Source organism: Nonomuraea spiralis, from assembly GCF_014648435.1.
GTDB classification, from domain to species: Bacteria; Actinomycetota; Actinomycetes; order Streptosporangiales; family Streptosporangiaceae; genus Nonomuraea; species Nonomuraea spiralis.
This window is the reverse complement of sequence record NZ_BMRC01000020.1, coordinates 142,971-165,542: the sequence shown is the minus strand read 5'-3', so window position 1 is coordinate 165,542 and position 22,572 is coordinate 142,971. Positions and strand designations below refer to the sequence as shown.

The window sequence follows — 22,572 nt, the reverse complement described above, 5'->3', positions numbered from 1 at the left end:
CGCGCCCTGACAGGGCGCGAGCCTGGCCTTGCTCAAGATCCGGGCCGGGAATCCGGCCCGGCGTTCAACGGCTCAGCAGCCGCCGCAGCCTCCCCCGCGACCGCACCCGCCGCCCTGAGGCGGGCAGGGGGCCTGCGGGTGGGCGCAGACGACGACTTCGTCGGTGACCGGGCCGTCGGCTTCGCCGGCGGTGGCGGTGGCGGTGGCGGTGTTGGTCAGCGGGCCGGGCTTGGTGACCTTGGCCAGCAGGGTGAGGGTGCGGGTGGTGCCGACAGCCATCGCGCCGACGTCCCACAGGCCGGTGGCCGGGTCGTAGGTGCCGGCGGTGGCGGTGGCGGAGATGAAGGTCAGCCCTTCGGGCAGCCGGTCGGTGACCGTGACGCCCGCGGAGTCGTTGGGCCCCTTGTTGGTGACGGCCACGTGGAAGGTGACCGCCTCGCCGACGGCGGCCTTAATACGGTCGGCGGCCTTGACGACGGCGAGCTCGACGAGGCGCTTGACGGGCGTGCTGGTGGCGTTGGAGGTGGAGGTGAGGTGCTCGGGCGCCTTGCCGAGGGTGTTGTCGTAGGTGGCGCGGGCCTGGTTCTCGATCTCGCGGCCGGCGCCGGCGCGTTCGACGCGGACACGGAACTCCACCGTGGTTCCGTTGGGCGCGTCCGCGGTCGAGGCCAGACGGCCGCCCTGCTGGGCGGTGGCGCCCTGGCCCAGGCGGAAGACGACGTGGCCGGCGTCGGCGTACGCCTGGTCGTCGCCGGCCGCGTCGCTCTTGCCGCCGCTGTTGGGGCCGTCGATGACACGCAGGGAGCCGGGGACGTAACTGGTGCCGGCCGGGATGTCGTCGGTCAGGACGAGGTTGTCGGCCGGGGAGCCGCCCTCGTTCTTGGCGTTCACCCGGTAGGTGATGACGTCGCCGACCTTGACCTCGCCCTCGGGGATGGCGGCCTTGGTGAGTACGACGCAGGGAGCGGTACCGAAGACGATGCCGTCCAGGAAGTTGCCGATCGCCGGGTTGCCGCCGGCGGCGGAGATGGACTTGAAGGCGAACCGGGTGGTGGTCTGGCCGGCTGGGACGACGTATTCGCCGGTGTAGTGGCCCCAGGCGGTGTTGCCGTCGGTCATCTGTGCCTGTTCCACCGGCGCGTTCGGGGGGCCGATCTGCAGTGCCATGGTGTCGGCGCCCTGGCGGCCGCGGTGCGAGAGCCGCCAGTACAGCTTGGTGCCGGGTGTGGTGGGCAGGTCCTGGTACAGGGTGGAGACCATGTTGGCGTTGAGCTCGGCGAACTGCTGGCCGTCGTCGGAGGGCACGTTCTGGAAGCCGGTGTGCCAGAGTTCGATCTGGCCGTCGGAGGCGGTGGTGCGCCAGCCGGGCACCGCGCGGGGGTCGTTGTGGGAGGCGTCGGGCCGTATCTCGAAGTTGGTGACGACGGGTGCTTCGAAGCTGCCGTTGACCAGGGCGATGCGTTGTCCGCAACCGCCGGGTGAGGGGTTCTGGGGTACGGCCACGAGGTGTCCCTTCGTCGAGCTGGTGGGGAACTGTCTGCGCGCATGATCGAATGGCCTCGCGTGGTGCGCGGGCGGAGTCGAAGACGGGAACGGCGCAGCTGAGGGTGTGGTTGTCGGGTCGTGAGCGTGGTGGCGGCGGCGTCCCGCAGATCTGCGGTTGGCGGCTGCGGCTGCGGTTGCAGTGCTGGTCACGGCAGAGGTGAGGCGGTGGACGCCTTGGAGGGCGGTCGTTGCCCTCCAAGACCAAATGCCTTGTGTAGTCGACTACCCACTTAAAGTAGTTGAACCTGCTCAGGGCGATGCACTAGCCGCAGAGTAAGAGCCGCATGGCCGAAGGGGGGTGCCGATGAGCGTTCACATCACGTTCAGGCTCGACGGATGCGGGTCACCGTGTGCTGCCGAAGCGGCGTAGGACGTAGTTGCCGCTGCCCCAGAGCGTATGCGGCCGGCGGTCGAGCGGGCAGACGTTGTTGGTGTACAGAGTGTTGTTGACGGCGTCCCACAGCCCGTTGCACTTGATGCAGAAGCGGAAGCCGGAGGCGCCGCCGGGCCGGTCTCTGTTGGTGATGTCCTCCAGGATGTAGACCGTCGAGGGCCCTCCTGACGGTCCGGCCGGCCAGTGGCCGTTCGGGTGGGACGGGCATGCCCCCGAGGTGCCGTTGCCCGTGAACCAGAGCGCCTGACAGTAGCCACACCACTGCCAGCCGGATTGCCCGGCTCCGCCGTCGTCGACGGTCTTGAGCATCCAGTCGATCCCGAGGAAGTGGTGTCCGCCGTCGAGGATGTCGCCCGCCGGGCAGCCGCCTCTGGTGCCGTTCCCGGTGAACCAGAGGATGCGGCACCGCGTACAGGTCCCCCACAGATGTTGCAGAGCCTGCGCGGGTTGCGCGGTCACGGCGAGCCCGCCGACGGCGGCAAGCGATGCCCCTGCGACGAGCCGCAGGGCGGTACGGCGTCCGATGTTCGGCATTCGGATTCCCCTCTACACTCCTCCGCGTTGTAACAGTCGGACGTCCTCCCCTCACGGAAAGTTGGCATCGCTCGCTGTCCGGATGCGGACACGACACGAGCAGCGTGCCTGCTGGACCTGTCACCTCGACGGCGAACGACACCGCAGACGTCCGGTGCCCGATCTAGGGTGCGGGCATGTCCTACGTGCTCCACGGTGTTGTCGGTGATTTCGACCGTCTCCGCTCCCTGTCGGACGATGTGCCACGGGCCGTGGTGGCACCCCTCCGGCAACGCCTGGGGCTGCTCCCGGTGACTGACGAGATCTTCACCGAGCTGGCCGACGGGCGGCGGGAGAGCGGGCCGTTCATGCTCATGTCCCCGGGGTTCGCCGAGAGACTGAAGGACTGGTCACGCGGCGGCCATATCGCCTACGTGGAAGCGGACTTCTGGGGTGGTGACGGCACCCAGGCCGCCGCCCTGTGGGAGAACGGCCGTCAGAGCTGGGGCCCCGAGTACGCATCGATCCAGGTCGGACCGCCACGCGAGGACTGGCCGATCAACGCCGCGCTCGCGCGCCTCGGAGTGGTCAGAGCTGGCGCGTCGGACCTCTTCGACACGGTCGGCCTCGGGCAGGAACGCGACATGGAGGGATGGCGCCGGGCGGGCCGGCATGCCCTGGACGCCGCCACCTACGACGTGTGGGAGGCCGCGTGCCGTGCCGAGAGCGAGGCCGAGGCCCGCGCCGCCGCCGAACGTGACCGGTACGCCAGGCGTGACGATGTCCCCGTCGTACTCGACAGCGGAACGGTGATGCGGATGCTCGACATTCCGCCCTCCCCGATGGTGGGGGCCGCGATCCGGCATCTCCAGGAGGTTCACCTGGAACGCGGCTCCCTCACCCGCGACGAGGCCGCCACCGAACTACGCCGTTGGGCCCAGAACTTCCGAAGCACTCGATGAGCCGCGATCCGCCGGGACGATTCCAATATGCAACTCCCGGTCGGTCCGCTGAAAGCATGCTGCAGGCGGCCTGCCGGTCAATGGTGCTCAAGTCCCCATACGAGAGGAGCTCCCGATGAACCGCAGCTTGCGCACCCTGTTCGGCCTGACCGCCACCGCCGCGGCCATCGCCCTGGCCGTCCCGGCCATGAGCAGCGCCGCGAACGCGTCACCGGCCTCGCCTTCCGACCTCAGCGACACCAGCCACGCCCGCGACCTCGCGCAGGCGCGCTCCTTCCTATTCACCTACACCTTCAACGGCCATCTCAAGGTCGCCGGCGGCAATTTCACCGTCGACCGCCGCGTCTTCCTGACCGTCAAGTTCAACAACGGCGTCACGAAGTTCTCCAGGTGGGCGATCGCCCGTACCCACCCCGTCACGCCCGGCGGCGCCATCTACGTGGAGACGACCATCGCCGCCCCCTGCAACGGAAGCAAGAACGGCTACGCGCAGGCCTACGACGAGGCCACCCGTACCTGGTCGCCGCGTCTGCCGGTGACGATCTGCCAGCGCATCGACTGACGGCACGCCTGAAACCCCGCGTCGCCGGGGCAGGGTGGCCGTCAGTGATCGGCTTCAGGCGGGAGGGGGTTTCGGTGGGTTTTCCAGCATGTCCGACAGTATCCATGCGCCGTCGGGAAGCGCCGTCCGCACCAGGTCGGCGCCACCGGTCATGGCCAGCACGCAGATCACCTCGATGATGGGCGGCAGCCCGAGTCCCGTCAGCCGGTCCGCCCCGCCTGGACCGCCGGGGTCCATCGTGCGTCGCAGTGTTGTGGCCCATTCGGCGGCAGGGTCGGCACGTACGATCGCGTCGAGGTCGGCCAGGGCGGTGTCGCGGCGGCCCGCGGACCGGTCCAGCACCGCCCGTAACGCCAGTGCGAAGGCGTCGCCCGGGTCGCGGGCCAGGCGTGTCTCCACGACGGCGGCGTCGTCGGTGTCCCCCACGCGCAGGAACGCCTCCATCTCGGCGAATTCGGCCGCGTTCACCGTCTGTGCCTCCGCGTCGGCCACGAGATCTCGCGCGGCGACGGTGAGCGTCTCGGCCGCGGTCGTCTTGAGGCTCTCCTCCATCGCGTGGCCCAGGTCTGAATCGTCCTCCCTGACCTCGGCGGCCCAGCCGAGGAGGACGTCAGGCGCCACGACACTGACTCGTTTCAGATCCCGGGCCGCCTCGGGATACCGGCCGAGTTTCTCGTTGGCGGCCCCGCGCAACAGCAGCGCGTCGACATGATCCGGTTCGCGTTCCAGCGCCGCCTCGGCGTCGGCCAGCGCGTCCTCCAGCATGTGGCGATCCAGGGCCGCCTGTCCACGGCTGACCCAGGTGCCGGCGTCGTCCAACCCGAGCTCGATGGCCCTGCTGAAGTCGGCGTACGCGGCGTCGGGCCGCCGGAGCACCATGAGGGCCCCGCCGCGCACCATGATGGCCAGCAGCGCTCCGGGGTTGAGTTCGATCGCCCGGTCCAGGTCGGCCACCGCCTCGACGGTCCGGCCCGCGAGCCGATGCAGGGTGCCACGCAGTTCGAGGCCGTCGCTGTCGTCGGGGCGCGCGGCCAGGGCCACGTTCACATCGGCCAGCGCCTCCTCGCTCTGCTCGAGCTCATGCCTCACCCACGCGCGCTCGAGGTAGAAGTCGCTGCTGTCCGGGTCGAGGTCGATCGCCAGGGTCAGGTCCGCCAGCGCCTCCTCGTACCTCTTCAGCCTTCGCTTGACCTCGCCGCGCTCCCCGAAGACGTACGGCAGGTGACTCTCCAGTTCGGCGGCGCTGTCCAGGTCGGCGAGCGCATCCTCCAGGCGGCCTGCGAACCGGTGAAGGAGGGCTCGATCGAGGAAGGCCGGGGCGTGGCCGGGCTCCAGCTCGACCGCCTGGTCGTAGTCGGCCAGCGCCTCCTGGTCGCGGCCGACCTTGGTCAGGAGACGCCCTCGTTCGAGGTGGACCCAGCCGAGGCGGGGATCCAGCTCGATGGCCCGATCGAAGTCGGCGAGCGCGGCGTCGAGGTCGCCCATGGCCCAGAGCGCCTGGCCGCGCGAGCCGAGGGCGAAGGGGTAGCCGGGGACGATGGTGATGGCCCTGGTGAACGCCTTGACGGCCGCTTCGTTGCGCCCCGCCAGCCGATGCGCCTCTCCTCGCTCGGCTGCCTTCTCCGCCCTTGTGTTGGCGTCTTCCATCATTTCCTCCAAACGACAGAATTGAGCAGTCTAGCCAGTGATCAGTTAAGCGGGGCCGCTCATGCCGCTCAGGTCATCGTGTTCGCGTAGTGGGCGGCGATGTCGTCGCTGGTGGTCAGCCACACGCCGGGGTGCCCGGCGATGTAGGCCAGGGCCTGGTCGAGGTACTTGGCGCGGAAGGCCTGGCCGATCACGAACGGGTGCAGGGCCAGAGCCATGACCCGCCCGCTCGTGGCCGAGTCCGCATAAAGCTGGTCGAACTGATCCTTCACCAGCTGCAGGAAGTCCGGCCCCGCCATGCCGTACGTCGTGAACAGGCCGAGGTCGTTGACCTCCACCGTGTACGGAACGCTCAGCATCCCGGGCACGTTCAGCCGGAACGGCTGGTCGTCACAGGTCCAGTCGAGCACGTAGCTCAGGCCGAGCTCGGCCAGCAGAGCCGGGGTCCGCGGGGTCTCGTTGAGCGCCGGGCCCATCCAGCCCTGCGGCCGGCGGCCGGTCGCCTTTTCGATCGTGGCGACCATCGCGGCCAGTTCGGCGCGTTCCTCGTCCTCGGACATGCCGGACGGCAGGACCGAGTTGGTCCGCCCGTGTGCCACCCAGGCCCAGTCGCGTGCCGTACCGGCCTGGATGATCTGCGGATAGTGGTCGCAGACGGACGAGTTCAGCAGGACGCTGGCCCGGACGCCGTGGCGGTCCAGGCACTCCATCACCCGCCAGAAACCCACCCGGGTGCCGTAGTCGCGCCAGCCGTGGTTCAGCGGGTCGGGCACCAGGGCCGAGGTGGCCCCGTTCAGGCTCGTCGACGGCCGGCCGAACAGGAAGTGCTCGACGTTCAGCCCGACGTAGAAGGCCACCCGGGCGTCCCCGGGCCAGTGGATGGGCTTCCGGTCGATGATCGGGTCGTAGGTGTACAGGGCGTTTTCCATGGTTCCTCCTTGTTCAGACCGCGGTGAGGCGGACGGGGTTTTTGCGGTGTCGGCGCGATGTCGCGGGGTTTGAGGGCTGGTCATGAGGCGGCCAGGTCGGGCTCTCTCGCCTGGTCCGGGGGGCCGTCGCGCGCACGTGCCGCAGCGTGACCAGTACGACCGCGATCACCAGTACGGCCAGGGCCGCGCTCACGGCGGCGGCCGCGGCGAAGCCGGACAGGAAGGCGTCGGGCCGCGTCGGGCGCCCTGGGAGGGAGGGTGGCCGCGATCTCGTCGCGGTGGACGGCGACCGCGAGGCTGCCGGTGATGGCGATGCCCATGGCCAGGCCCAGGTCGTAGGCGGTCTGCCCGGCGGCTGCGGCGGAGCCGGCCTTCTCCGGCGGCGCCGCGCGGACCGCCAGGTCGGTGCCCAGCACGCTGATCGGCCCGACCCCGAGCATGATCACGGTGGCGGCGACCGCGGCGGCCAGTGGGCCGGTCGCCGCCAGGGCCGGCAGGTAGCCGGCCAGCGAGACCAGAGTGCCCAGGGTGACGACATACGCCGGGCGCAGCCGCCGTACCAGCACCGGCGTGAGCTGCGAGCCGAGCAGGAAGGCCGCGGCCGAGGGCAGCAACCACAGGCCGGCCGCCACCGGGTCGAGCCCGCCGAACAGCTGCAGGAACTGCGGGATCAGGTACTCCACGCTGTTGAGCGCCATCATGGCCAGGAACAACATGCTCAGCGCTCCGGTGAAGGAACGGTCGGCGAACAGCCGCAGGTCGAGCAGCGGGGACCGGAGCCGGTTCTGGCGCCGGACGAACAGGGCGACGAACACCACCCCGGCCAGGCCGGCCAGCACGACCGGAAGGCGCCAGCCGTACTCGGCGACGCGCTTGACCGCATAGACGAGCGGCAGGATGCTGAGCAGGAACATGGCCACGCTGCTCAGGTCCATCCGGCCGGCTGCCCGGTCGCGGTACTCGGGCAGCAGCACCGGTCCGCAGGCCACGACCAGCAGCATGACGGGGGCGCCGAGCAGGAACACCAGCCCCCACCACAGATTGGCCGGCAGCAACCCGCCGAACACCGGGCCGAGTCCGACCCCCAGCGCCAGTGCCGTCGCCCAGAGGGAGATGGCTCGCGTCCGCCGGCGTGGATGGGTGAACATCGTGCTGATCAGCGACAGGGTGGACGGCAGGATCGCGGCCCCGGCGAGCAGCAGCCGGCGGCGGCCGATCCGATCGCCCAGGGTGCCCATCACCACCAGGAAACCGGCGGTCATGAAGCCGTAGATGTCGATGATCCAGAGGAACTCGGCGCTCGACGGCCGCAGATCGGCGGTCACGTAGGGGGTGGCCGGCCACAGAACGCCCAGGTCCGCGGTGAGCAGCATGGTCGGCGGCAACAGGACGGCCAGCCCGAGCCACTGCCGGCGCCCGGCGTCCTGTTCGGCGTGAACCTTCATGCCGGTGACCGTACGGATCAAGCCGGGCCCACCAGGAGGACCGAAAGCGTCAGGAAGGGGACATATCCCGCCTAAGTGCTGCGGGGCCGTAGCCGTACCAGCGATGGATCGCCCGGCGCAGCGCCCGCTGGTCGGCGTAGCCGGTGCGGGCGGCGATCGACTCCACCGTCATGCGGGTGTCCTGCAGCAGGTGCTCAACCCATTGGCGCCTCGCCCGCTCGATCTCCTCGCGCCAGCTCGTGCCCTCCTCGCGCAGACGGCGCTGCAAGGTACGCGGCGCCATGCGCAGCCGATGGGCGACGGCGAGGAGATCTCCGTCGGGCAGGCTCAGCTCGACCTCGACGCGGAACCGGTCCAGCCAACCCAGCACCGGCCGGGCGCTCGCCAGCGTGGTACGCGCGTGGTCGCGCAGGATCGCGGCGAGGGCCGGGTCCGCCCGCGGGAGCGGAGTCCGCGCGTCGGTCGCGGAGAAGGTGACCGAAGGCAGCTCGGCGCCGAATTCCAGGTGCGCTGTGCCGTACGCCTCGATCAGATGGTCGTGGCGGCGCGGCGGCGCGCCGGGCAGGGTCACGCGTACTGGGGTCAACGGCCGTCCGGCGGCCGAGCGCGCCGATGTCAGGATCAGCCCGGTGGCGAATTCGGAAATGATCGGAAACACTGGGTGACCGGCGAAGACGCCGCGGAAACCGACCGTCAGCCGCCCGGCTCCGTCGACGGTGACGACGAACGACTCCGCCGGGTCGGTGATCGCGGCGGCGTGCCGGTCGCCCACGCCGAACGCGTCGACGAGGGTGTCGGCGGTGGAGAAGAGGTAGTCCCACACTCCCAGCGTGCCGGGCCGCCACAACTTCCACGGCAGCGTGCCTCCGCCGCACTCGCGCAGCGCCGTCTCCCATTCCTGCCAGACCCGTACGAGCGAGGCGGACGGCAGGCGGATGTCGTCCTCACCCACCACGGCCAGCCCGGGGACGCGCGCCAGCCGGCTCCGGTCGAGCCCGGCGGCCTCGCCCGCGAGCAGGAGCAGCCTCGTGATCTGCGGGGGGCAGGTGTGCTCCATCCCCGTCATGCGTCCTCCTGATGATCCGCGAACGATCACGGTATCTCTCAGACATGGACAACTAGCCCGTCAGGGGCCATTCGGGGCGGTGCGTTGCGACATGACCGGCGATCCTCTACACAGGTCTGCTCGCCTGGAGCAACGACCTCATGTAGCTGTTGCTCATCGGCGCCGGTGTGGCTCTGGTGGCCGGTGGCGGGCTGCTGCGCCTACCGGATCATTGAGCGGGTGCCGCGCGCGGTTCCCATCCCTCCGGTAGACGGGTGCACAGGCGTTCGTACGGCGGTCCGTGCACAGGTCAGCGCGGCACGAGCGGACTTCGTGGACAGGACGCTGTCCGCGCCGCCAGGGGCCGACCTGGTGTCGCTGCCTCACTGAAGAGGGCCGGCGCAACGTCAGCCGGCCACGGCGAAAGCGTGAACCCTCAGCCCGACGCCTTTACAACGTAGATCACATCCGGTATCGACTGCGGGGCCGGATCCGTCGGGAAAGCCGGAAAGCTGGGCACAGAGAAGCCCCGGCCCGCTTCGCGGTTCAAGGAAGGCCGGGGTCTCTCGGCGGTGCTGGTGGGGCTGGATGCCAGGCGCCCGTGCCGCGTCAGCAGCCGGCCGCGCGGTGTTCGCCGTCGGCGCGCCCGATGGCGATGGTGCGTGAATTCAGCTGGTCAGGGGAATGCACAGCGCGTAGACGTGCAGCGTTCCCGCGTTGAAGCTGCTGTTACGCGCCACCGCCGACCAGCCGTTCCCGCCAGGAATACTGGTGACGATCTCGGCTCCCGGCGGGAAGGGGTCCAAAGACGCACCCCCGCCAGTGACCTCTGCGCGTCGCCCGGACAGCGCTCCGAGAAGTGGCGGCTCGCCGGGCTCTAGGCGTTCGGGGCCGTCACGGGAGCCAGGTTTCGTGCAGGTGCAACCACTTGGTGTCCTGGAGGACCGCCGTGGACTGCCGGGTCCGATCCGGCTGGACCTCCTGGTAGGTGGCCACGAGGAGGTCGCCGCCGGAGGCGACGATCCGCACGTGGCGGATCTCGACGGTCAGCCCCGGCGCTCTGCCGTAGAGTGCCTCGACCTCGGTGAGGACCTGGTCGCGGGAGAGCGTCCGGCCGTCGGGGGTGACGAGCGTGAAGCCGGGCGCGTGGGCGTCGGCGAAGTGGGCGAACTCCTCCCGCGCGGCGACGCCGGTCAGCCAGCGTTCGATGACCTCGTGGTGGCGGACGATCGCCGCCTCGACGCCGTTCACCGGGTCGCCCAGGGCTGGGCGGCGATCCAGGTGCGTAGCGGCGTCAGCCGCAGGCCCAGCAGATCGGCCACCGCGGGGTCGGCCGCGAACAGGTCGCGGTCGGCGGCGACCCAGCGGTAGGTGTCCGCCACCGCGGCGGCCGTCGGCGCGCCCAGCGCCTTCGCCAGGCCCGACTCGAACTCGGCCGGATCCTGCGCGGCGTAGCGGGCGCCGAAGGCGGCCGCCAGGTCGTCGCCGGTCACCACGTCGGGCCCGCCGAGCTTCAGCACGGCGTCCTCCAGACCGTCACGCACGAGCGCGGCGTACGTGGCGGCGCCCAGGTCGTCGTGCGAGAGCCAGGGCACCGGCAGGTCGGCGGGCAGCGGGTAGCGCAGCATGCCCTCGGCCGCCAGCGGACCCGCCACCCACGGCGCGGCCAGGTTGTCCAGGTAGACCGGTGGGCACAGCACCACGAGCGGCAGACCGGCCGACTGCAGCGTCCGCACCGCCCACCGGCGCGTCTCGAAGGCCGCCACCTGCGTGGTGGCCTCGGGCAGCCGGTTGGCGGTGTTGAACACCAGCCGCCGCACCCCGGCCGCCAGCGCGGCGTCGCGCACATGGTGGACGTGAGCGGCCACCGTGTCCGGCTCGTAGACCATGGGCAGCGTCACCGAGGCGTGCGTCACCCCGGCGAAGGCCGCCTTCACCGCCTCGGCGTCGCCGAGGTCGCCGGCGACCGGCTCCACTCCGTGCGGCACTCGGCCGCTCCTGGTCAGGCCGCGTACCGTGTGGCCCTCGGCGACGAGCCGCCGCGCGACCGCGCCGCCCTGGGCGCCTGCCGCGCCGATCACAAGAAAGGTCATGCCGGACAGTCTCCGCCAAGTCCGCGATACGCTCGATAAAGGGAAATATCGGGTTATTTAAGGATCGTCCCGTGGATGGTGACCTGCTGAGCGCTCTGCTGGCCCCGCTGCGGCTGGAGGGCGTGTTCCACAGCCGCTGGCAGGCCGGGTCGCCCTGGGGCATCGCGGGCGAAGCCGAGGACTGCGCGCTGCTGCACTACGTGCACGAGGGCACCTGTGCCGTCGAGCTGCCCGGCGCCGAGCCTGTCCTGCTGCGCGCCGGGGACCTGGCCGTCTTCCCGCACGGCAGCGCCCACCGGCTGGGCGACCGGCCGGGACGCCCCGCCGTACCGCTCGCCGCCGTGCTGCCCGAGCGGCCGCCGGGCGGCGTGAGCACCCTCGAGCTCGGCGGACCCGGCGAACGGACCGTCCTGCTCTGCGGCGGGCTCCACTACGACCGGGCCGCCATCTCGCCGATCTACCGGGCGCTGCCGCCCGTCCTGGTGCTCGACAAGGCCACGCTGGAAGGTCACGGGCTGCTCGGCGGCACTCTCGGGCGGCTGGCGGGCGAGTGGGACCTCGCCGAACCCGGCGCGACGCTGGTCGCCCTGCGCGCGTTCGAGCTGGTCTTCGTACTGGCGCTGCGGGCCGCGGTGAGCGAGCTGGCCGAGGGCTCGCCGGTCCTGCGGGCGTTGCGTCACCCGGCGATCGGGACGGCGCTGCACGCCGTACAGACGAGATTCGCCGAGCCCTGGACGGTGGAGTCACTGGCGGCCCAGGCCGGGATGTCGCGCTCGGCGTTCGCGGCGACCTTCCGCGAGCTGGTCGGCGAGGCACCGATCCGGCACCTGACCGCCCGCCGCATGCAGGAGGCCGCACGCCTGCTGAGCGAGACCACGCTCGCCCACGGCCGGATCAGCGAGCGCGTCGGCTACCACTCGACGGTCGGCTTCCACCTGGCCTTCCGCCAATGGTACGGGACCACGCCCGGCGACTACCGCCGCCGCTGGGCCCAGAACGCCGCACTCCCCGCTACGACCCCCGGCAGGGCCTTCACGAACCGGCGCCACCTCACCCGGTGAATACAGCGGAGCGAATCGTGACGTGACAGCGCATCGGTAACCGTAGTCACTCATTGTTCTGACTGGAGTTAATCGTTACCTTGACGACGTCTCGGCAGACAGTCACCGTCAAGGTCGTGAACGCCACGCCAGGAAGAGTCCGTACTGCGAACACGATACTTACAGATCGCCTCCTGCTTCAGATCCCGGCTGCCCAGATGTCCGACGTGCTGGACATCATCCCGTCATCCGCCGGCGGCATCGTGCTCACAGGCGAGAAGGCCACCACCCTTCACCCTTCCTTGCGAGAGCGCCTCTGCGGACCCCTGCTCATCGACCGGCGCTGCTACGCGGGCGGCAAATCCCGCCGGAAGGCCGGCGCGGAGCCGATCAGCCGCGCCTGGCTCGACGCCCAGCGCGCGCTGGGCGTCGCAAGCGTCCTGACCGACTCCGGATACGTGGGCAAGGAGGACATGGCCGCACTACGGAAAGTGCTCAGCCAGGCCAAGGGGGCAGGCGCCGACGTCACCGCCGTACTGCCCCTGCACAGCAGCTGGCTGCTGGCACCTTGGACGGACCATCTCGTCGACGAGATCTGCTTGTACGAGACGCCGGTGGCTCTCGTACTGGAGCACCGGAGCGACCCCCTGGGCCACATCCGAGCGGTCGCGGGCCTCAAATGCCTGCTGGAACGTGCCACTGTCCCGGTGAGCCTGCTGAGCACGGACATCTCCGGGCTGGGAGCGATCGCCCACGGCGCCCTCTGGGCGGCCGTGGGCGCCACTTCTTCGCTGCGCCATCTCTATCCGGCCGACGCCTCGCCGCCCCCTCCCCCGGACAACGGGACGCGCCGACGGCACACGCTCGTCCTGCCGCTCCTGGCACTGATGACCGTGGAGAAGATCCTCGAAGGCGTGCAGGCCACCCTCGAAGATCCGAACCTGATGCACGATGTATGGACCTGCGACTGCCGCGTGTGCGGCAACCGCACCATGGAGTGGCTGGCCACCGCCTCGCCCACCGAGCTCGCCGCGCACACGTTCGAGCCGTTGCTGCACCTCCATGAGGGCATCACCACTCTGTTCCCGCAGCAGCGGCCGGACTCCTGGCTGGCCAAGTGCAAGAACGCCATTCACCGGCACCACGAGTTGAACGCCCAGCGCCGGCTGTCGTGGGGGGTGCCCGGGTACCTCCAGGCGTGGGTGAAGTCCTACCCGACCCTCAGCGCGACGGGAAGAGGCTGACCGGTCTGACGAAGCACGGCGTCATAGACCACTTCCTCAACCAGTCGCTTCATCCACGTACGTTCCGTGGCGGCAACGGGCTCAGGTGGATGAACCAACCGATCGGGCTCCTCCAGCGCCACCACGCCGAAACCGTAGTAGACGGCGTCCACCGCGACGGGCAGACCTCGCGCCACCGCGGCCGGCACAAGGGCCACCCGCGCACCGAACGACACGAACCCACCGAGGTTGTTCCTCGCGGCCGCCCAGGTCCTACGCGGCGCGATCGCACCTTCGATACGCACCGGTGCCGGGCGCGAAAGGAAGTCCGGGTAGCGATGAGCGACGCAACGCAGCAAGATGGCGTCAGCCGCCGGCGGCAGCCCCTCACGCAACCGGGTCTCGTGCTCGGCCTCGTCCAGTTCACAGGCGACCCATCGCCAGTTGCTCAAAGCCCTGGCCTGGACCACGCGCCGGCCCTGCCAGCCCAGAACCTCCAGCACCTGCGGCAGCACAGCCACCGCATCGGCGGGCATCCGCATCGTCATGCCGCACAACCCTGGCCGTGATCGGCTCGCGACACGCCGTACACCGAGCAGCCGGCCCTCGCTTCGGCGCATCTCCGATGATCGAGCGCCGCAGCCCTCGACCGGAACCTGGGTCGCCGCTCGGGACGGCGGCCGGGAACACGGGTGGCCCCCCGATGGTTATGTCCGTCGTGGCCGGTGTGCCCAGTGTCCCCGGGCCTCACCTATCGCCTTCGCGGACTACCGTTCGGCTGGAGCCGCGTTGTGCCCTTCGCCGAGAGGCGACACGCACACCGGTACGCACACGTGGCTGAAGGCCCTCGCCGAGTCGGCGGGGGCCTTCGCTGTCACAGGGTCTCCCACCGTCGGCTCCTCCCGAGTTTGATGTGTGTCAATATAGGGAGACGTCGATTTCGATGACTGTCTATACGGAGAAGATGTGGAACCTCTGGAGCTCTTGGAGTGCAGCCCGCCGCTGATGCGCGAGCCGCTGGACGCCGAGCAGGCGGCCGGGGTGGCGCGGGTGTTCAAGGCGCTGGGCGACCCGGTACGGCTGCGCATCCTGTCCATCGTGGCCAGCCGCGCCGGCGGCGAGGTGTGCGTGTGCGACATCACCGGCGCGTTCGAGCTGTCCCAGCCGACCATCAGCCACCACCTGAAGGTGCTCAAGGAGGTCGGGCTGCTGACCTCGGAGCGGCGCGCCTCCTGGGTGTACTACCGGCTGGTGCCCGAGACGCTGGGTGAGCTGTCGGCCCTGCTCGACGTGCCCGCGACCGTCTGAGAAGCACCGTGATGTCCTCTTCCACCGCGCCTGCGCGGGGCGTCGTCGCCGGCCTGTCCACGCTCGACCGGTTCCTGCCGGTGTGGATCATCGCGGCGATGGCCGCCGGGCTGCTGCTCGGACGGCTCGTTCCGACTCTGAACACCGGGCTGGAAGCGGTGAAGGTCGGCGAGATCTCGCTGCCGATCGCGCTCGGACTGTTGCTGATGATGTATCCGGTGCTGGCCAAGGTCCGATACGACCGCCTGGGCGCCGTCACCGGTGACCGCCGCCTGCTGTTCTCCTCGCTGGTGCTCAATTGGGTGCTCGGCCCGGCCGTCATGTTCGCGCTGGCCTGGATCTTCCTGCCCGACCTGCCCGAGTACCGCACCGGCCTGATCATCGTCGGGCTCGCCCGGTGCATCGCCATGGTCCTCATCTGGAACGACCTGGCCTGTGGTGACCGCGAGGCCGCCGCCGTCCTGGTGGCGCTCAACTCGGTCTTCCAAGTGGTCGCGTTCGGCGCGCTGGGCTGGCTCTATCTGTACGTGCTGCCCGGATGGCTCGGGCTCGCGCAGGCCGCACTGGAGGTCTCGGCCTGGGACATCGCCCAGTACGTGCTCATCTTCCTCGGCATCCCGCTGGCCGCCGGCTACCTGTCCCGCCGGCTCGGCGAACGCGCCCGCGGCCGAGACTGGTACGAAAGCCGTTTCCTGCCCAAGACCGGCCCGCTGGCCCTGTACGGGCTACTGTTCACCATCGTCATCCTGTTCGCCCTGCAAGGCGGCACGATCACCTCCCGGCCCGGCGACGTCGCCCGCATCGCGCTGCCGCTGCTGGCCTACTTCGCGCTCATGTGGGGCGGGTCGTTCCTGTCCGGCAAGCTCATCGGCCTGGGTTACGAGCGCTCCACCACGCTGGCCTTCACCGCCGCCGGCAACAACTTCGAGCTGGCCATCGCCGTGGCGGTCGGCGTCTTCGGCGTCACCTCCGGCCAGGCCCTGGCCGGAGTGGTCGGCCCGCTCATCGAGGTTCCCGTCCTGGTCGCCCTGGTCTACGTCAGCCTGGCCGGCCGCCGCCTGTTCGCCAAGGAGCCCGTACATGCCTGACCGTGCCCCCGACAAGCCCAGCGTCCTGTTCGTCTGCGTGCACAACGCCGGACGTTCCCAGATGGCCGCCGGCTGGCTCACCCACCTGGCAGGCGACCGCGTCGAGGTCCGCTCGGCCGGTTCCGCACCGGCCGAGCAGGTCAATCCGGTCGCCGTCGAGGCCATGGCCGAGGTCGGCATCGACATCACCGCCGCCCGGCCCAAGGTCCTGTCCGTCGACGCGGTCGAGGCCAGCGACGTGGTCATCACGATGGGCTGCGGCGACGCCTGCCCGATCTTCCCCGGCAAGCGGTACGAGGACTGGCAGCTCGACGACCCGGCCGGGCAGGACATCGATGCCGTCCGCCTCATCCGTGACGACATTCGTTCCCGAGTGGAGAAGCTGCTCGGCGAGTCGCTGCCCGGCTGACCCGCCCGCACCGTTCGGGTGCCGGGCTGATTCAGGTCCGAGACCACCGTGTGGCAGACAGCCGCGCCACAGGGTGGGTGTGGCCGTGGGCATGTCGTAACTCCGTTCGGGCAGGTGACCTGGGAGAGGTGTCCTCACCCACGGCCTCAGGACGGCCGGCCTCGAGCGGAGGCGGAGCGACGGAGGTGCCGAGCATGTGGCTGCACAAGATGAGTTACACAGCGATGAGCGCCGTCATGTACGCGGGCCTCGGCCTGGGAGGAGTGGCGACGGGTGCGACGATCACGCCACGCCGGCAGCCTGCGTGCACAGCGCCACCGCTTCAAGGGCGTGTGGTGGACGTGTCCCTCTCGGAGATGGGGTCGGGCATGATGAGCCCTGGCCCCAATCCCGGCTCCCACGGCACGCGGATGAGACTGACGGTCACGCCTTCAAGCGTTCCAGCCGGCAAGGTTTCGCTGCGTGCGTACAACGCGGGGGTCCTCGCCCACGAAGTCGTCGTGCTGCCGCTCCCGGCGGGGCAGACGCCGGGGCGGCGGGTGACCGGCTCGGACGGGCGCGTCAGCGAGACGGGCAGCCTCGGCGAGGCGTCTCGTACGTGCGGGGCGGGCGCCGGGAACGGCATAGCTCCCGGGTCCACGAGCTGGACCACGTTGACACTGCGACCAGGCCGGTACGAGCTGCTGTGCAACTTCCCGGGCCACTACGCGGCCGGCATGTACGCCGAACTCGACGTCACCGGCTAGGCCACGGGCCTGATCAGACCGAGGTCCGGTCGGCCATCAGTCTAACGGCGGCGCCCAGCGGGCAGCCGTACGCCGGGATCGTCGCCGACGCCGTCGCCCTGGAGGGTTCCGCATGCCCGCCGCACCGTCCTACGACGACTCATACTAGGGAGGGGTATTCTGCAGGCGTGACTTCGAGGCGGAAGGGTCGGCCGGTGGGCTTGCTGCCACCGTTGCTGCTGGCCGTGCTCGTCGCCTTGGGCCTGGCCGCCATGCACACCCTTGGCCACGTCGGCGGCCAGAACCAGCCCTTGCCCGTCTCCGCCGGTGTCGTCCATGCCCACGACGGCCAGTCTTCGATGCCCGGCCACGGCGGAGCGCCGGACGGCGGTCACGACACCGCCCCCGTCTGTCTGGCCGTCGCGGCCGGCCTCATCGCCCTCGCCCTGCCGCTGCTGGTCCATGTGGCGGGCCTGTTCACCTCGTCGTCCAGCGCTCTTGCGCGCATGGGGTGGCGCGTCGCCAGATGGCTTCGCGGGCCGCCTGACGCTCTCGTACTGAGACGAACCGTCGTCCTGCGGACCTGAGTCGCGGATGCGGATCGCCGTGGCGTTCGCGCCCCGGCCGGATCCGGCTGCGTCCATCCGTGAGCACGACTTCTCAGCGAGGCATCAACATGCAGATCGATCGACGTACCATGCTGCGGGCCACCGGGCTCGGCATTCTGGGCAGCGCTCTCACCGCGTGCGCCGGTGAGCCCACCACGACCGGGCCGGCGTTCCTCACGCCGACCAGCGAGCAGGTCCGGCGGGCGGAGCGGGCGCGCCGCACGGGCCCGGTCCGCGACTTCCGCCTGACGGCCGCCGAGAGCCAGGTGGACCTCGGCGGCGTCACCGTACGCACCTGGGCGTACGACGGGAAGGTCCCGGGGGCGCCCATCCGGGTCAAGGCCGGCGAGGTGGTCCGCGCCCGCCTGGCGAACCGGCTCCCCCATGACACCAGCATCCACTGGCACGGCCTGGCGCTGACCAACGAGGCCGACGGCGTGCCCGGCGTCACCCAGCAGCCCGTCGCCGCCGGAGCCGAGCACGTCTACGAGTTCGCCGCTCCCGACCCCGGCACCTACTGGTTCCACCCGCACTCCGGAACCCAGCTGGACCGAGGGCTGTACTCCTCGCTGATCGTGGAGGACCCCGACGAGCCGCTCGGCTACGACGCCGAATGGGTCGTGGTCCTCGACGACTGGCTGGACGGCGTCACCGGCACGCCCGAGGAGGTCCTGGCCGAGTTGTCCCGAGGCATGAGCATGGGCATGAACCACGGCGCCGCCACCCCCACCGGCGGCATGGGCGACATGCCGGGGATGGACCACGGCGCCACCCCCGCCCCCTCGTCGGGCCCGGCCAAGCACATGCTCATGGGCGCGACGAGCCCGCTGCTCGGCGGGGACGCCGGCGACGTACGCTACCCGTACTTCCTGCTCAACGGCCGCGTCCCCGGTGCCGCCGAGACCTTCCGCGCCAAGCCGGGAGCACGGCTGCGCATCCGCGTCATCAACGCCGGAGGCGACACCGCCTTCCGGGTGGCACTGGCCGGACACCGGCTGACCGTCACCCACACCGACGGCTTCCCCGTCCAGCACACCGAGACCGACGCGCTGCTGATCGGCATGGGCGAGCGCTACGACGTGCTGGTCACCCTCAAGGACGGCGTCTTCCCGCTGGTCGCCCTGGCCGAAGGCAAGAACGCCGTGGCCCGCGGCCTGATCCGGACCAGCCCCGGCGCCTCCGCCCCCAGGCCCGGCCTACGCCCCCGCGAACTGGACGGCGACGTCGTGCGCTATGCCGAGCTCCGGCCGGCCGAAGGGGTGCGGCTGGCGGCCAAGAACCCCGACCGCACCGTCAAGCTGGAGCTGACCGGCACCATGATGGCCTACGACTGGGCGATCAACGGCAAGAAGTACGACCCGAAGATCATCTCGCCGGTACGGCCGGGCGAACGCGTGCGGCTGTCGTTCGTGAACCGGACCACCATGTGGCACCCCATGCACCTGCACGGCCACACCTTCGCCCTGGCGGACGGCGGCGTTCGCAAGGACACCGTGATCGTCCTGCCCGGCAGCACACTGAACGTCGACTTCGACGCCGACAACCCGGGGCTCTGGATGATCCACTGCCACAACATCTACCACGCCGAGTCAGGCATGATGACCCTCCTCGGCTACCAGCAGACCTGATCGCCGCGGTCACGGACTGACCGCCGCCTCCACCGGACCGAACGGCCCGAGGGAGGCGGCGGCCTCGTACTGACGACCGTTCGGCGAACCTGGCGCCGCCGGGCGCACGCTCTACTTCGCCACTTCGCCGCAGAATCTTCCACCGTTCAGGAATACCCCCGGTGGGTATATCGCTTACAGCGGCGCAAGGCCCGCCGAGGGCACGAACCCCCGGCAGGCGGCCCTCCACGCAGGGAGCGCGCTATGAGAAAGCTGCCATTGGCGATCTGGGCGATGGTCGTCGGAGCGTTCGCGATGGGCGCCGACGAGTTCATCGTCGCCGGTGTCGTCCGTGAGATCGCCCAGTCATTGAACGTCACGATCGGCGCCGTCGGCGCGCTGGAGAGTGTCTACGCGCTCGGGGTCGCGATCGGCGCGCCGGTGTTCACGGCTTTGGGCACCAGGTTCGGCCGGCGGTCGATGCTCCTGACCACCACGGGAGTGTTCCTCCTGGGCAACCTGGTCTCCGCCCTCGGCCCCGCCTACGCCACCATCATGGCCGGGCGGATCATCTCCGCCATGGCCCACGGCGCCTTCCTGGGCATCGCCGCCGTGTACGCCGCCGAACTGGTCGACCCGTCGCGCAAGGGACGGGCGGTGGCCATCGTCTTCTCCGGTCTGACGGCCTCCACAGTGCTCGGCGCGCCGATCGGGGCGGCGATCGGGCAGGCGTTCGGCTGGCGGTTCACGTTCTGGACCCTGGTGGTCTTCGGCGGGATCGCGCTGCTCGGCCTGATCGGCTCGCTGAGCCGCCGCGGCACGGCGGACGTCCAGCACGAACACCACCACGACTCCCGGCCCGGCGCCGAGTTCGAAGGGCTCGACGCGCACGCGCTGGCTCACCTGGGCGGCGCCGGCCAGGGGCCGACCATGCGCGAGCAACTCGCGGCCCTGCGCCGTCCGGCCGTGTGGGGCGCGCTGCTCACCACGATGCTCGGCTATGGAGGCGTCTTCACCAGCTACGTCTACCTCGCGCCACAGATCACCGAGGTGACCGGGTTCGCGGCCGGCTGGGTGACGCCGCTGCTCCTGCTGTTCGGGATCGGGCTCTTCCTCGGCAACCACCTCGGCGGCAAGCTCGCGGACAGGGCGGTCATGCCCACGGTGATCGCGACCCTCGGCGCACTGGCCGTCGCGTTGTTCGCGATGACGTTCGCCATCGAGAGCAGGCCGGCGACGGTCGTGATGATGCTGGTCTTCGGGACCGCGGCCTTCGCCGTGGTCGCCCCCCTGCAGTTGCGGGTCATGATGGCCGCGGGCCAGGCGCCCGACGTGGCGTCCGCCGCCAACATCTCCGCCTTCACGCTGGGCAGCGCCATCGGCATCTACCTGGGCGGGGCGGCCATCGACGGCGGCCTCGGCCTGAGCTCGGTCAACTGGGTCGGCGGCCTGCTCACCACCGCCGGACTGCTGACCGCCCTGGCCACCTGGAGGCTGGTGGACCAGCGGCCGGCCGTACCGGCGGACCACCATCACCACGCGCCGCCCGCCCCCCACCACCACTGAGGCAGCACCCCGAAGACCTCCCCCGCTCGGCGAGCACGGGGAGGTCTTCCTGTTCAGAGTCTCGGGCACCCACATGGCCTGCCGGCCGTCACGGATTTGACGGCGAGGGCGGTGGCGCTCGCCGGGGTGCCCGTCAACCGGCGCCGCAAGAGCACCGCCAACACCCAGCACCCCGACGCCCTCGCCGGTGCGGCGTGAGCCTTCGGCTCGTCTGGCCGGTACGGATCACTGACCCCTGTTCGGCGTCCAGCGAAGCGTCATGTCGGTGCAGGAAACCCCGCGTCCACCAGGTGTCCCTGCTGATGGAATAACCCATTTGCGGTCGCTGGACTTTCAGGGCGTTACGAGGTGCGGCGCCTCAGGACGACATTCGCTCTCTGCGCCGGGCGGCGGCGGCCACGTTGACCGGCATCCGGCCGAAGATCAGACCGTGGAAGGGCGAGATCGCCCACCAGTACAGGTGGCCGAGCAGTCCGTGCGGATGGAAGATCGCACGCTGCGTGTAGATCGTCCGACCGTCGGAGCGGGTGACGCCGAGCTCCAGCCAGGCCAGTCCGGGCAGCCGCATCTCGGCGCGCAGCCGCAGCAGCCGTCCGGGAAGCACTTCCTCCACCCGCCAGAAGTCGATCGAGTCGCCCACCCGCAGCCGGGCCGGATCGCGCCGGCCGCGCCGCAGCCCCACCCCGCCCACCAGCCGGTCGGCCAGGCCCCGCAGTTGCCACGCCATCGGCAGCGAGTACCAGCCGTTACGGCCGCCGATGCTCTCGATCACCTGCCACAACGCCTCCGGGCTCGCCTGTACGGCCAGGCTGCGATCGTCCACGAACAGGCTGCCGCCCGCCCAGTCGGGATCGGTGGGCAGCGGATCGCTCGGCGCGCCCGGCGTGGACGCCGAGGACCAGCGTGTGGCGACATCGGCCTCCTTGATCTTCATCAGCGCCAGGGACACCGCCTGCCGGAAGCCGATCAGCCCGCCCACGGGGTCAGGTACGTACCGGACGATGTCGTGCTCGCCGCACACGGCCTCGTTGCGCAGCGACTCCACCAGCGGGCGGGCGATGCTCACGGGGACCGGCGTGACCAGCCCCACCCACAGGCTCGACAACCGGGGGGTGAGCAGCGGCACCGGAATGATCAACCTCGGCGGCAGCCCGGCCACCGCGGCATAACCATGCATCATGTCGGCATACGTGAGGACATCAGGCCCGCCGATGTCGAACCCCCGGTTGACCGTCCCCGGCACCTCCGCCCACGCGACCAGATAGCGCAGCACGTCCCGCACCGCGATCGGCTGCGTACGGCTGCGCACCCAGCGCGGCGTCGTCATCACCGGCAGCCGCTCGGTCAGGTACCGAAGCATCTCGAACGAGGCCGACCCCGACCCGATGATCACCGCGGCACGCAGCACCACCGCCGGCACCGCGCCGAGCAGGAAGATCTCCCCCACCTCGGCCCGCGACGCCAGGTGCGGCGAAAGCCGCCCATCCGCTGTCAACCCGCCCAGATAGACGATCCGCCGCACGCCCGCCCCGGCCGCCGCGGCCGCGAACGTACGCGCCGCCAGCCGGTCCCGCTCAGCGAACCGGCCACTCGTCCCCATCGCGTGGATCAGGTAGTACGCGACCTCCACCCCGTCCAGCGCCCGGCGCGTCCGCTCGGCGTCGGTGGCGTCGGCCTCGACGACCTCCACCCGTTCCGTCCACGGCAGATCACGCAGGCGTCCGGCCGAGCGCACCATGCATCGCACGTCATGACCGGAGGCCAGCAACTCAGGCGCCAGCCGCCCGCCGATGTACCCCGTTGCCCCGGTGACCAGGCACAATGCCATGCCCACGAACCTTCCCCGTCCCCCACACCTCATGC

General features: G+C 70.6%; 22 protein-coding genes. 11 read left to right on the top strand and 11 right to left on the bottom strand.

What is annotated here, in order from left to right; genetic code table 11:
* Positions 1-72: 72 nt before the first annotated feature.
* Together IEZ27_RS37520 and IEZ27_RS37515 are read right to left on the bottom strand one after the other, a co-directional pair.
* Positions 73-1,503 carry a DUF7507 domain-containing protein gene (locus IEZ27_RS37520; protein ID WP_189651611.1) on the bottom strand — a complete coding sequence of 477 codons (1,431 nt, stop codon included), beginning with the start codon at positions 1,501-1,503 and terminating at the stop codon, positions 73-75.
* Between the two features lie 385 nt (positions 1,504-1,888).
* On the bottom strand, positions 1,889-2,473 hold the full coding sequence (locus tag IEZ27_RS37515) for a hypothetical protein (RefSeq protein WP_189651610.1): 585 nt from the start codon (positions 2,471-2,473) through the stop codon (positions 1,889-1,891).
* Between the two features lie 290 nt (positions 2,474-2,763).
* Here IEZ27_RS37515 and IEZ27_RS37510 point away from each other — a divergent pair, with 290 nt between their 5' ends.
* Together IEZ27_RS37510 and IEZ27_RS37505 are read left to right on the top strand one after the other, a co-directional pair.
* Entirely contained in the window at positions 2,764-3,414 is a 651-nt protein-coding gene (locus IEZ27_RS37510; protein ID WP_229824704.1) for a hypothetical protein, read from the top strand.
* Positions 3,415-3,529: 115 nt separating this feature from the next.
* Complete coding sequence (locus tag IEZ27_RS37505) at positions 3,530-3,976, top strand: hypothetical protein (RefSeq protein WP_189651608.1); 447 nt, start codon at positions 3,530-3,532, stop codon at positions 3,974-3,976.
* A 54-nt stretch (positions 3,977-4,030) separates the two neighbouring features.
* Here the strand turns inward: IEZ27_RS37505 and IEZ27_RS37500 are convergent, their stop codons facing one another.
* From IEZ27_RS37500 to IEZ27_RS37470, 7 genes are all read right to left on the bottom strand, one after another.
* Complete coding sequence (locus tag IEZ27_RS37500; RefSeq protein ID WP_189651607.1) at positions 4,031-5,623, bottom strand: tetratricopeptide repeat protein; 1,593 nt, start codon at positions 5,621-5,623, stop codon at positions 4,031-4,033.
* A gap of 68 nt (positions 5,624-5,691) precedes the next feature.
* Entirely contained in the window at positions 5,692-6,552 is an 861-nt protein-coding gene (locus IEZ27_RS37495; RefSeq protein WP_189651606.1) for a polysaccharide deacetylase family protein, read from the bottom strand.
* An 80-nt stretch (positions 6,553-6,632) separates the two neighbouring features.
* Entirely contained in the window at positions 6,633-7,997 is a 1,365-nt protein-coding gene (locus tag IEZ27_RS37490; RefSeq protein WP_229824703.1) for an MFS transporter, read from the bottom strand.
* A 49-nt stretch (positions 7,998-8,046) separates the two neighbouring features.
* A complete protein-coding gene (locus tag IEZ27_RS37485; RefSeq protein WP_189651605.1) occupies positions 8,047-9,063 on the bottom strand; it encodes a helix-turn-helix domain-containing protein in 1,017 nt (338 codons plus the stop codon).
* A gap of 647 nt (positions 9,064-9,710) precedes the next feature.
* Positions 9,711-9,848 carry a hypothetical protein gene (locus IEZ27_RS37480; protein WP_189651604.1) on the bottom strand — a complete coding sequence of 46 codons (138 nt, stop codon included), beginning with the start codon at positions 9,846-9,848 and terminating at the stop codon, positions 9,711-9,713.
* A gap of 88 nt (positions 9,849-9,936) precedes the next feature.
* The gene (locus IEZ27_RS37475) at positions 9,937-10,293 is read right to left on the bottom strand and encodes a DUF4440 domain-containing protein (protein ID WP_189651603.1); all 357 of its coding nucleotides are present in this window, start codon (positions 10,291-10,293) and stop codon (positions 9,937-9,939) included.
* A complete protein-coding gene (locus IEZ27_RS37470) occupies positions 10,290-11,135 on the bottom strand; it encodes an SDR family oxidoreductase (protein ID WP_189651602.1) in 846 nt (281 codons plus the stop codon). Before IEZ27_RS37470 ends, IEZ27_RS37475 begins: the two co-directional genes overlap by 4 nt.
* Positions 11,136-11,206: 71 nt before the next feature.
* Between IEZ27_RS37470 and IEZ27_RS37465 the strand changes: the two genes are divergently transcribed.
* Both IEZ27_RS37465 and IEZ27_RS37460 read left to right on the top strand, forming a co-directional pair.
* Positions 11,207-12,196, top strand: coding sequence for an AraC family transcriptional regulator (locus tag IEZ27_RS37465; protein WP_189651601.1), 990 nt, complete (start codon positions 11,207-11,209; stop codon positions 12,194-12,196).
* A 197-nt stretch (positions 12,197-12,393) separates the two neighbouring features.
* On the top strand, positions 12,394-13,419 hold the full coding sequence (locus IEZ27_RS37460) for a hypothetical protein (protein WP_189651600.1): 1,026 nt from the start codon (positions 12,394-12,396) through the stop codon (positions 13,417-13,419).
* Here IEZ27_RS37460 and IEZ27_RS37455 read toward each other — a convergent pair.
* Positions 13,386-13,946 carry a hypothetical protein gene (locus IEZ27_RS37455; protein WP_189651599.1) on the bottom strand — a complete coding sequence of 187 codons (561 nt, stop codon included), beginning with the start codon at positions 13,944-13,946 and terminating at the stop codon, positions 13,386-13,388. The two genes, IEZ27_RS37460 and IEZ27_RS37455, sit on opposite strands and share 34 nt — an antisense overlap.
* A 418-nt stretch (positions 13,947-14,364) precedes the next feature.
* On the opposite strand from IEZ27_RS37455, the gene IEZ27_RS37450 reads away from it, so the two are divergent.
* From IEZ27_RS37450 to IEZ27_RS37420, 7 genes are all read left to right on the top strand, one after another.
* Positions 14,365-14,706: an ArsR/SmtB family transcription factor gene (locus IEZ27_RS37450; RefSeq protein WP_229824702.1), complete on the top strand. Its 342-nt coding sequence runs from the start codon at positions 14,365-14,367 to the stop codon at positions 14,704-14,706.
* 11 nt (positions 14,707-14,717) lie between these two features.
* Complete coding sequence (gene arsB / locus IEZ27_RS37445; RefSeq protein ID WP_189651598.1) at positions 14,718-15,794, top strand: ACR3 family arsenite efflux transporter; 1,077 nt, start codon at positions 14,718-14,720, stop codon at positions 15,792-15,794.
* A complete protein-coding gene (locus IEZ27_RS37440) occupies positions 15,787-16,203 on the top strand; it encodes an arsenate reductase ArsC (RefSeq protein ID WP_189651597.1) in 417 nt (138 codons plus the stop codon). The genes arsB and IEZ27_RS37440 overlap by 8 nt, the downstream gene beginning before the upstream one ends.
* Positions 16,204-16,538: 335 nt before the next feature.
* Positions 16,539-16,949, top strand: coding sequence for a sulfocyanin-like copper-binding protein (locus tag IEZ27_RS37435; protein ID WP_229824701.1), 411 nt, complete (start codon positions 16,539-16,541; stop codon positions 16,947-16,949).
* Positions 16,950-17,143: 194 nt separating this feature from the next.
* Complete coding sequence (locus IEZ27_RS37430) at positions 17,144-17,515, top strand: hypothetical protein (protein WP_189651595.1); 372 nt, start codon at positions 17,144-17,146, stop codon at positions 17,513-17,515.
* Positions 17,516-17,604: 89 nt separating this feature from the next.
* Entirely contained in the window at positions 17,605-19,164 is a 1,560-nt protein-coding gene (locus IEZ27_RS37425) for a multicopper oxidase family protein (RefSeq protein WP_189651594.1), read from the top strand.
* 243 nt (positions 19,165-19,407) lie between these two features.
* The gene (locus IEZ27_RS37420; protein ID WP_189651593.1) at positions 19,408-20,709 is read left to right on the top strand and encodes an MFS transporter; all 1,302 of its coding nucleotides are present in this window, start codon (positions 19,408-19,410) and stop codon (positions 20,707-20,709) included.
* A gap of 358 nt (positions 20,710-21,067) precedes the next feature.
* Here IEZ27_RS37420 and IEZ27_RS37415 read toward each other — a convergent pair whose 3' ends face one another.
* On the bottom strand, positions 21,068-22,537 hold the full coding sequence (locus IEZ27_RS37415) for an SDR family oxidoreductase (protein ID WP_189651592.1): 1,470 nt from the start codon (positions 22,535-22,537) through the stop codon (positions 21,068-21,070).
* Between the last annotated feature and the right edge of the window lie 35 nt (positions 22,538-22,572).

Excerpts from the sequence above, each read along its gene's own strand:
- IEZ27_RS37415 (WP_189651592.1), bottom strand. The coding sequence starts at position 22,537 with ATGGCATTGTGCCTGGTCACCGGGGCAACGGGGTACATCGGCGGGCGG.
- IEZ27_RS37440 (WP_189651597.1), top strand. The coding sequence starts at position 15,787 with ATGCCTGACCGTGCCCCCGACAAGCCCAGCGTCCTGTTCGTCTGCGTG.
- IEZ27_RS37490 (WP_229824703.1), bottom strand. The coding sequence starts at position 7,997 with ATGAAGGTTCACGCCGAACAGGACGCCGGGCGCCGGCAGTGGCTCGGG.
- IEZ27_RS37505 (WP_189651608.1), top strand. The coding sequence starts at position 3,530 with ATGAACCGCAGCTTGCGCACCCTGTTCGGCCTGACCGCCACCGCCGCG.
- IEZ27_RS37470 (WP_189651602.1), bottom strand. The coding sequence starts at position 11,135 with ATGACCTTTCTTGTGATCGGCGCGGCAGGCGCCCAGGGCGGCGCGGTC.
- IEZ27_RS37420 (WP_189651593.1), top strand. The coding sequence starts at position 19,408 with ATGAGAAAGCTGCCATTGGCGATCTGGGCGATGGTCGTCGGAGCGTTC.
- IEZ27_RS37495 (WP_189651606.1), bottom strand. The coding sequence starts at position 6,552 with ATGGAAAACGCCCTGTACACCTACGACCCGATCATCGACCGGAAGCCC.
- IEZ27_RS37425 (WP_189651594.1), top strand. The coding sequence starts at position 17,605 with ATGCAGATCGATCGACGTACCATGCTGCGGGCCACCGGGCTCGGCATT.
- IEZ27_RS37460 (WP_189651600.1), top strand. The coding sequence starts at position 12,394 with ATGTCCGACGTGCTGGACATCATCCCGTCATCCGCCGGCGGCATCGTG.
- IEZ27_RS37455 (WP_189651599.1), bottom strand. The coding sequence starts at position 13,946 with ATGACGATGCGGATGCCCGCCGATGCGGTGGCTGTGCTGCCGCAGGTG.
- IEZ27_RS37515 (WP_189651610.1), bottom strand. The coding sequence starts at position 2,473 with ATGCCGAACATCGGACGCCGTACCGCCCTGCGGCTCGTCGCAGGGGCA.
- IEZ27_RS37485 (WP_189651605.1), bottom strand. The coding sequence starts at position 9,063 with ATGACGGGGATGGAGCACACCTGCCCCCCGCAGATCACGAGGCTGCTC.
- IEZ27_RS37500 (WP_189651607.1), bottom strand. The coding sequence starts at position 5,623 with ATGGAAGACGCCAACACAAGGGCGGAGAAGGCAGCCGAGCGAGGAGAG.
- arsB (WP_189651598.1), top strand. The coding sequence starts at position 14,718 with ATGTCCTCTTCCACCGCGCCTGCGCGGGGCGTCGTCGCCGGCCTGTCC.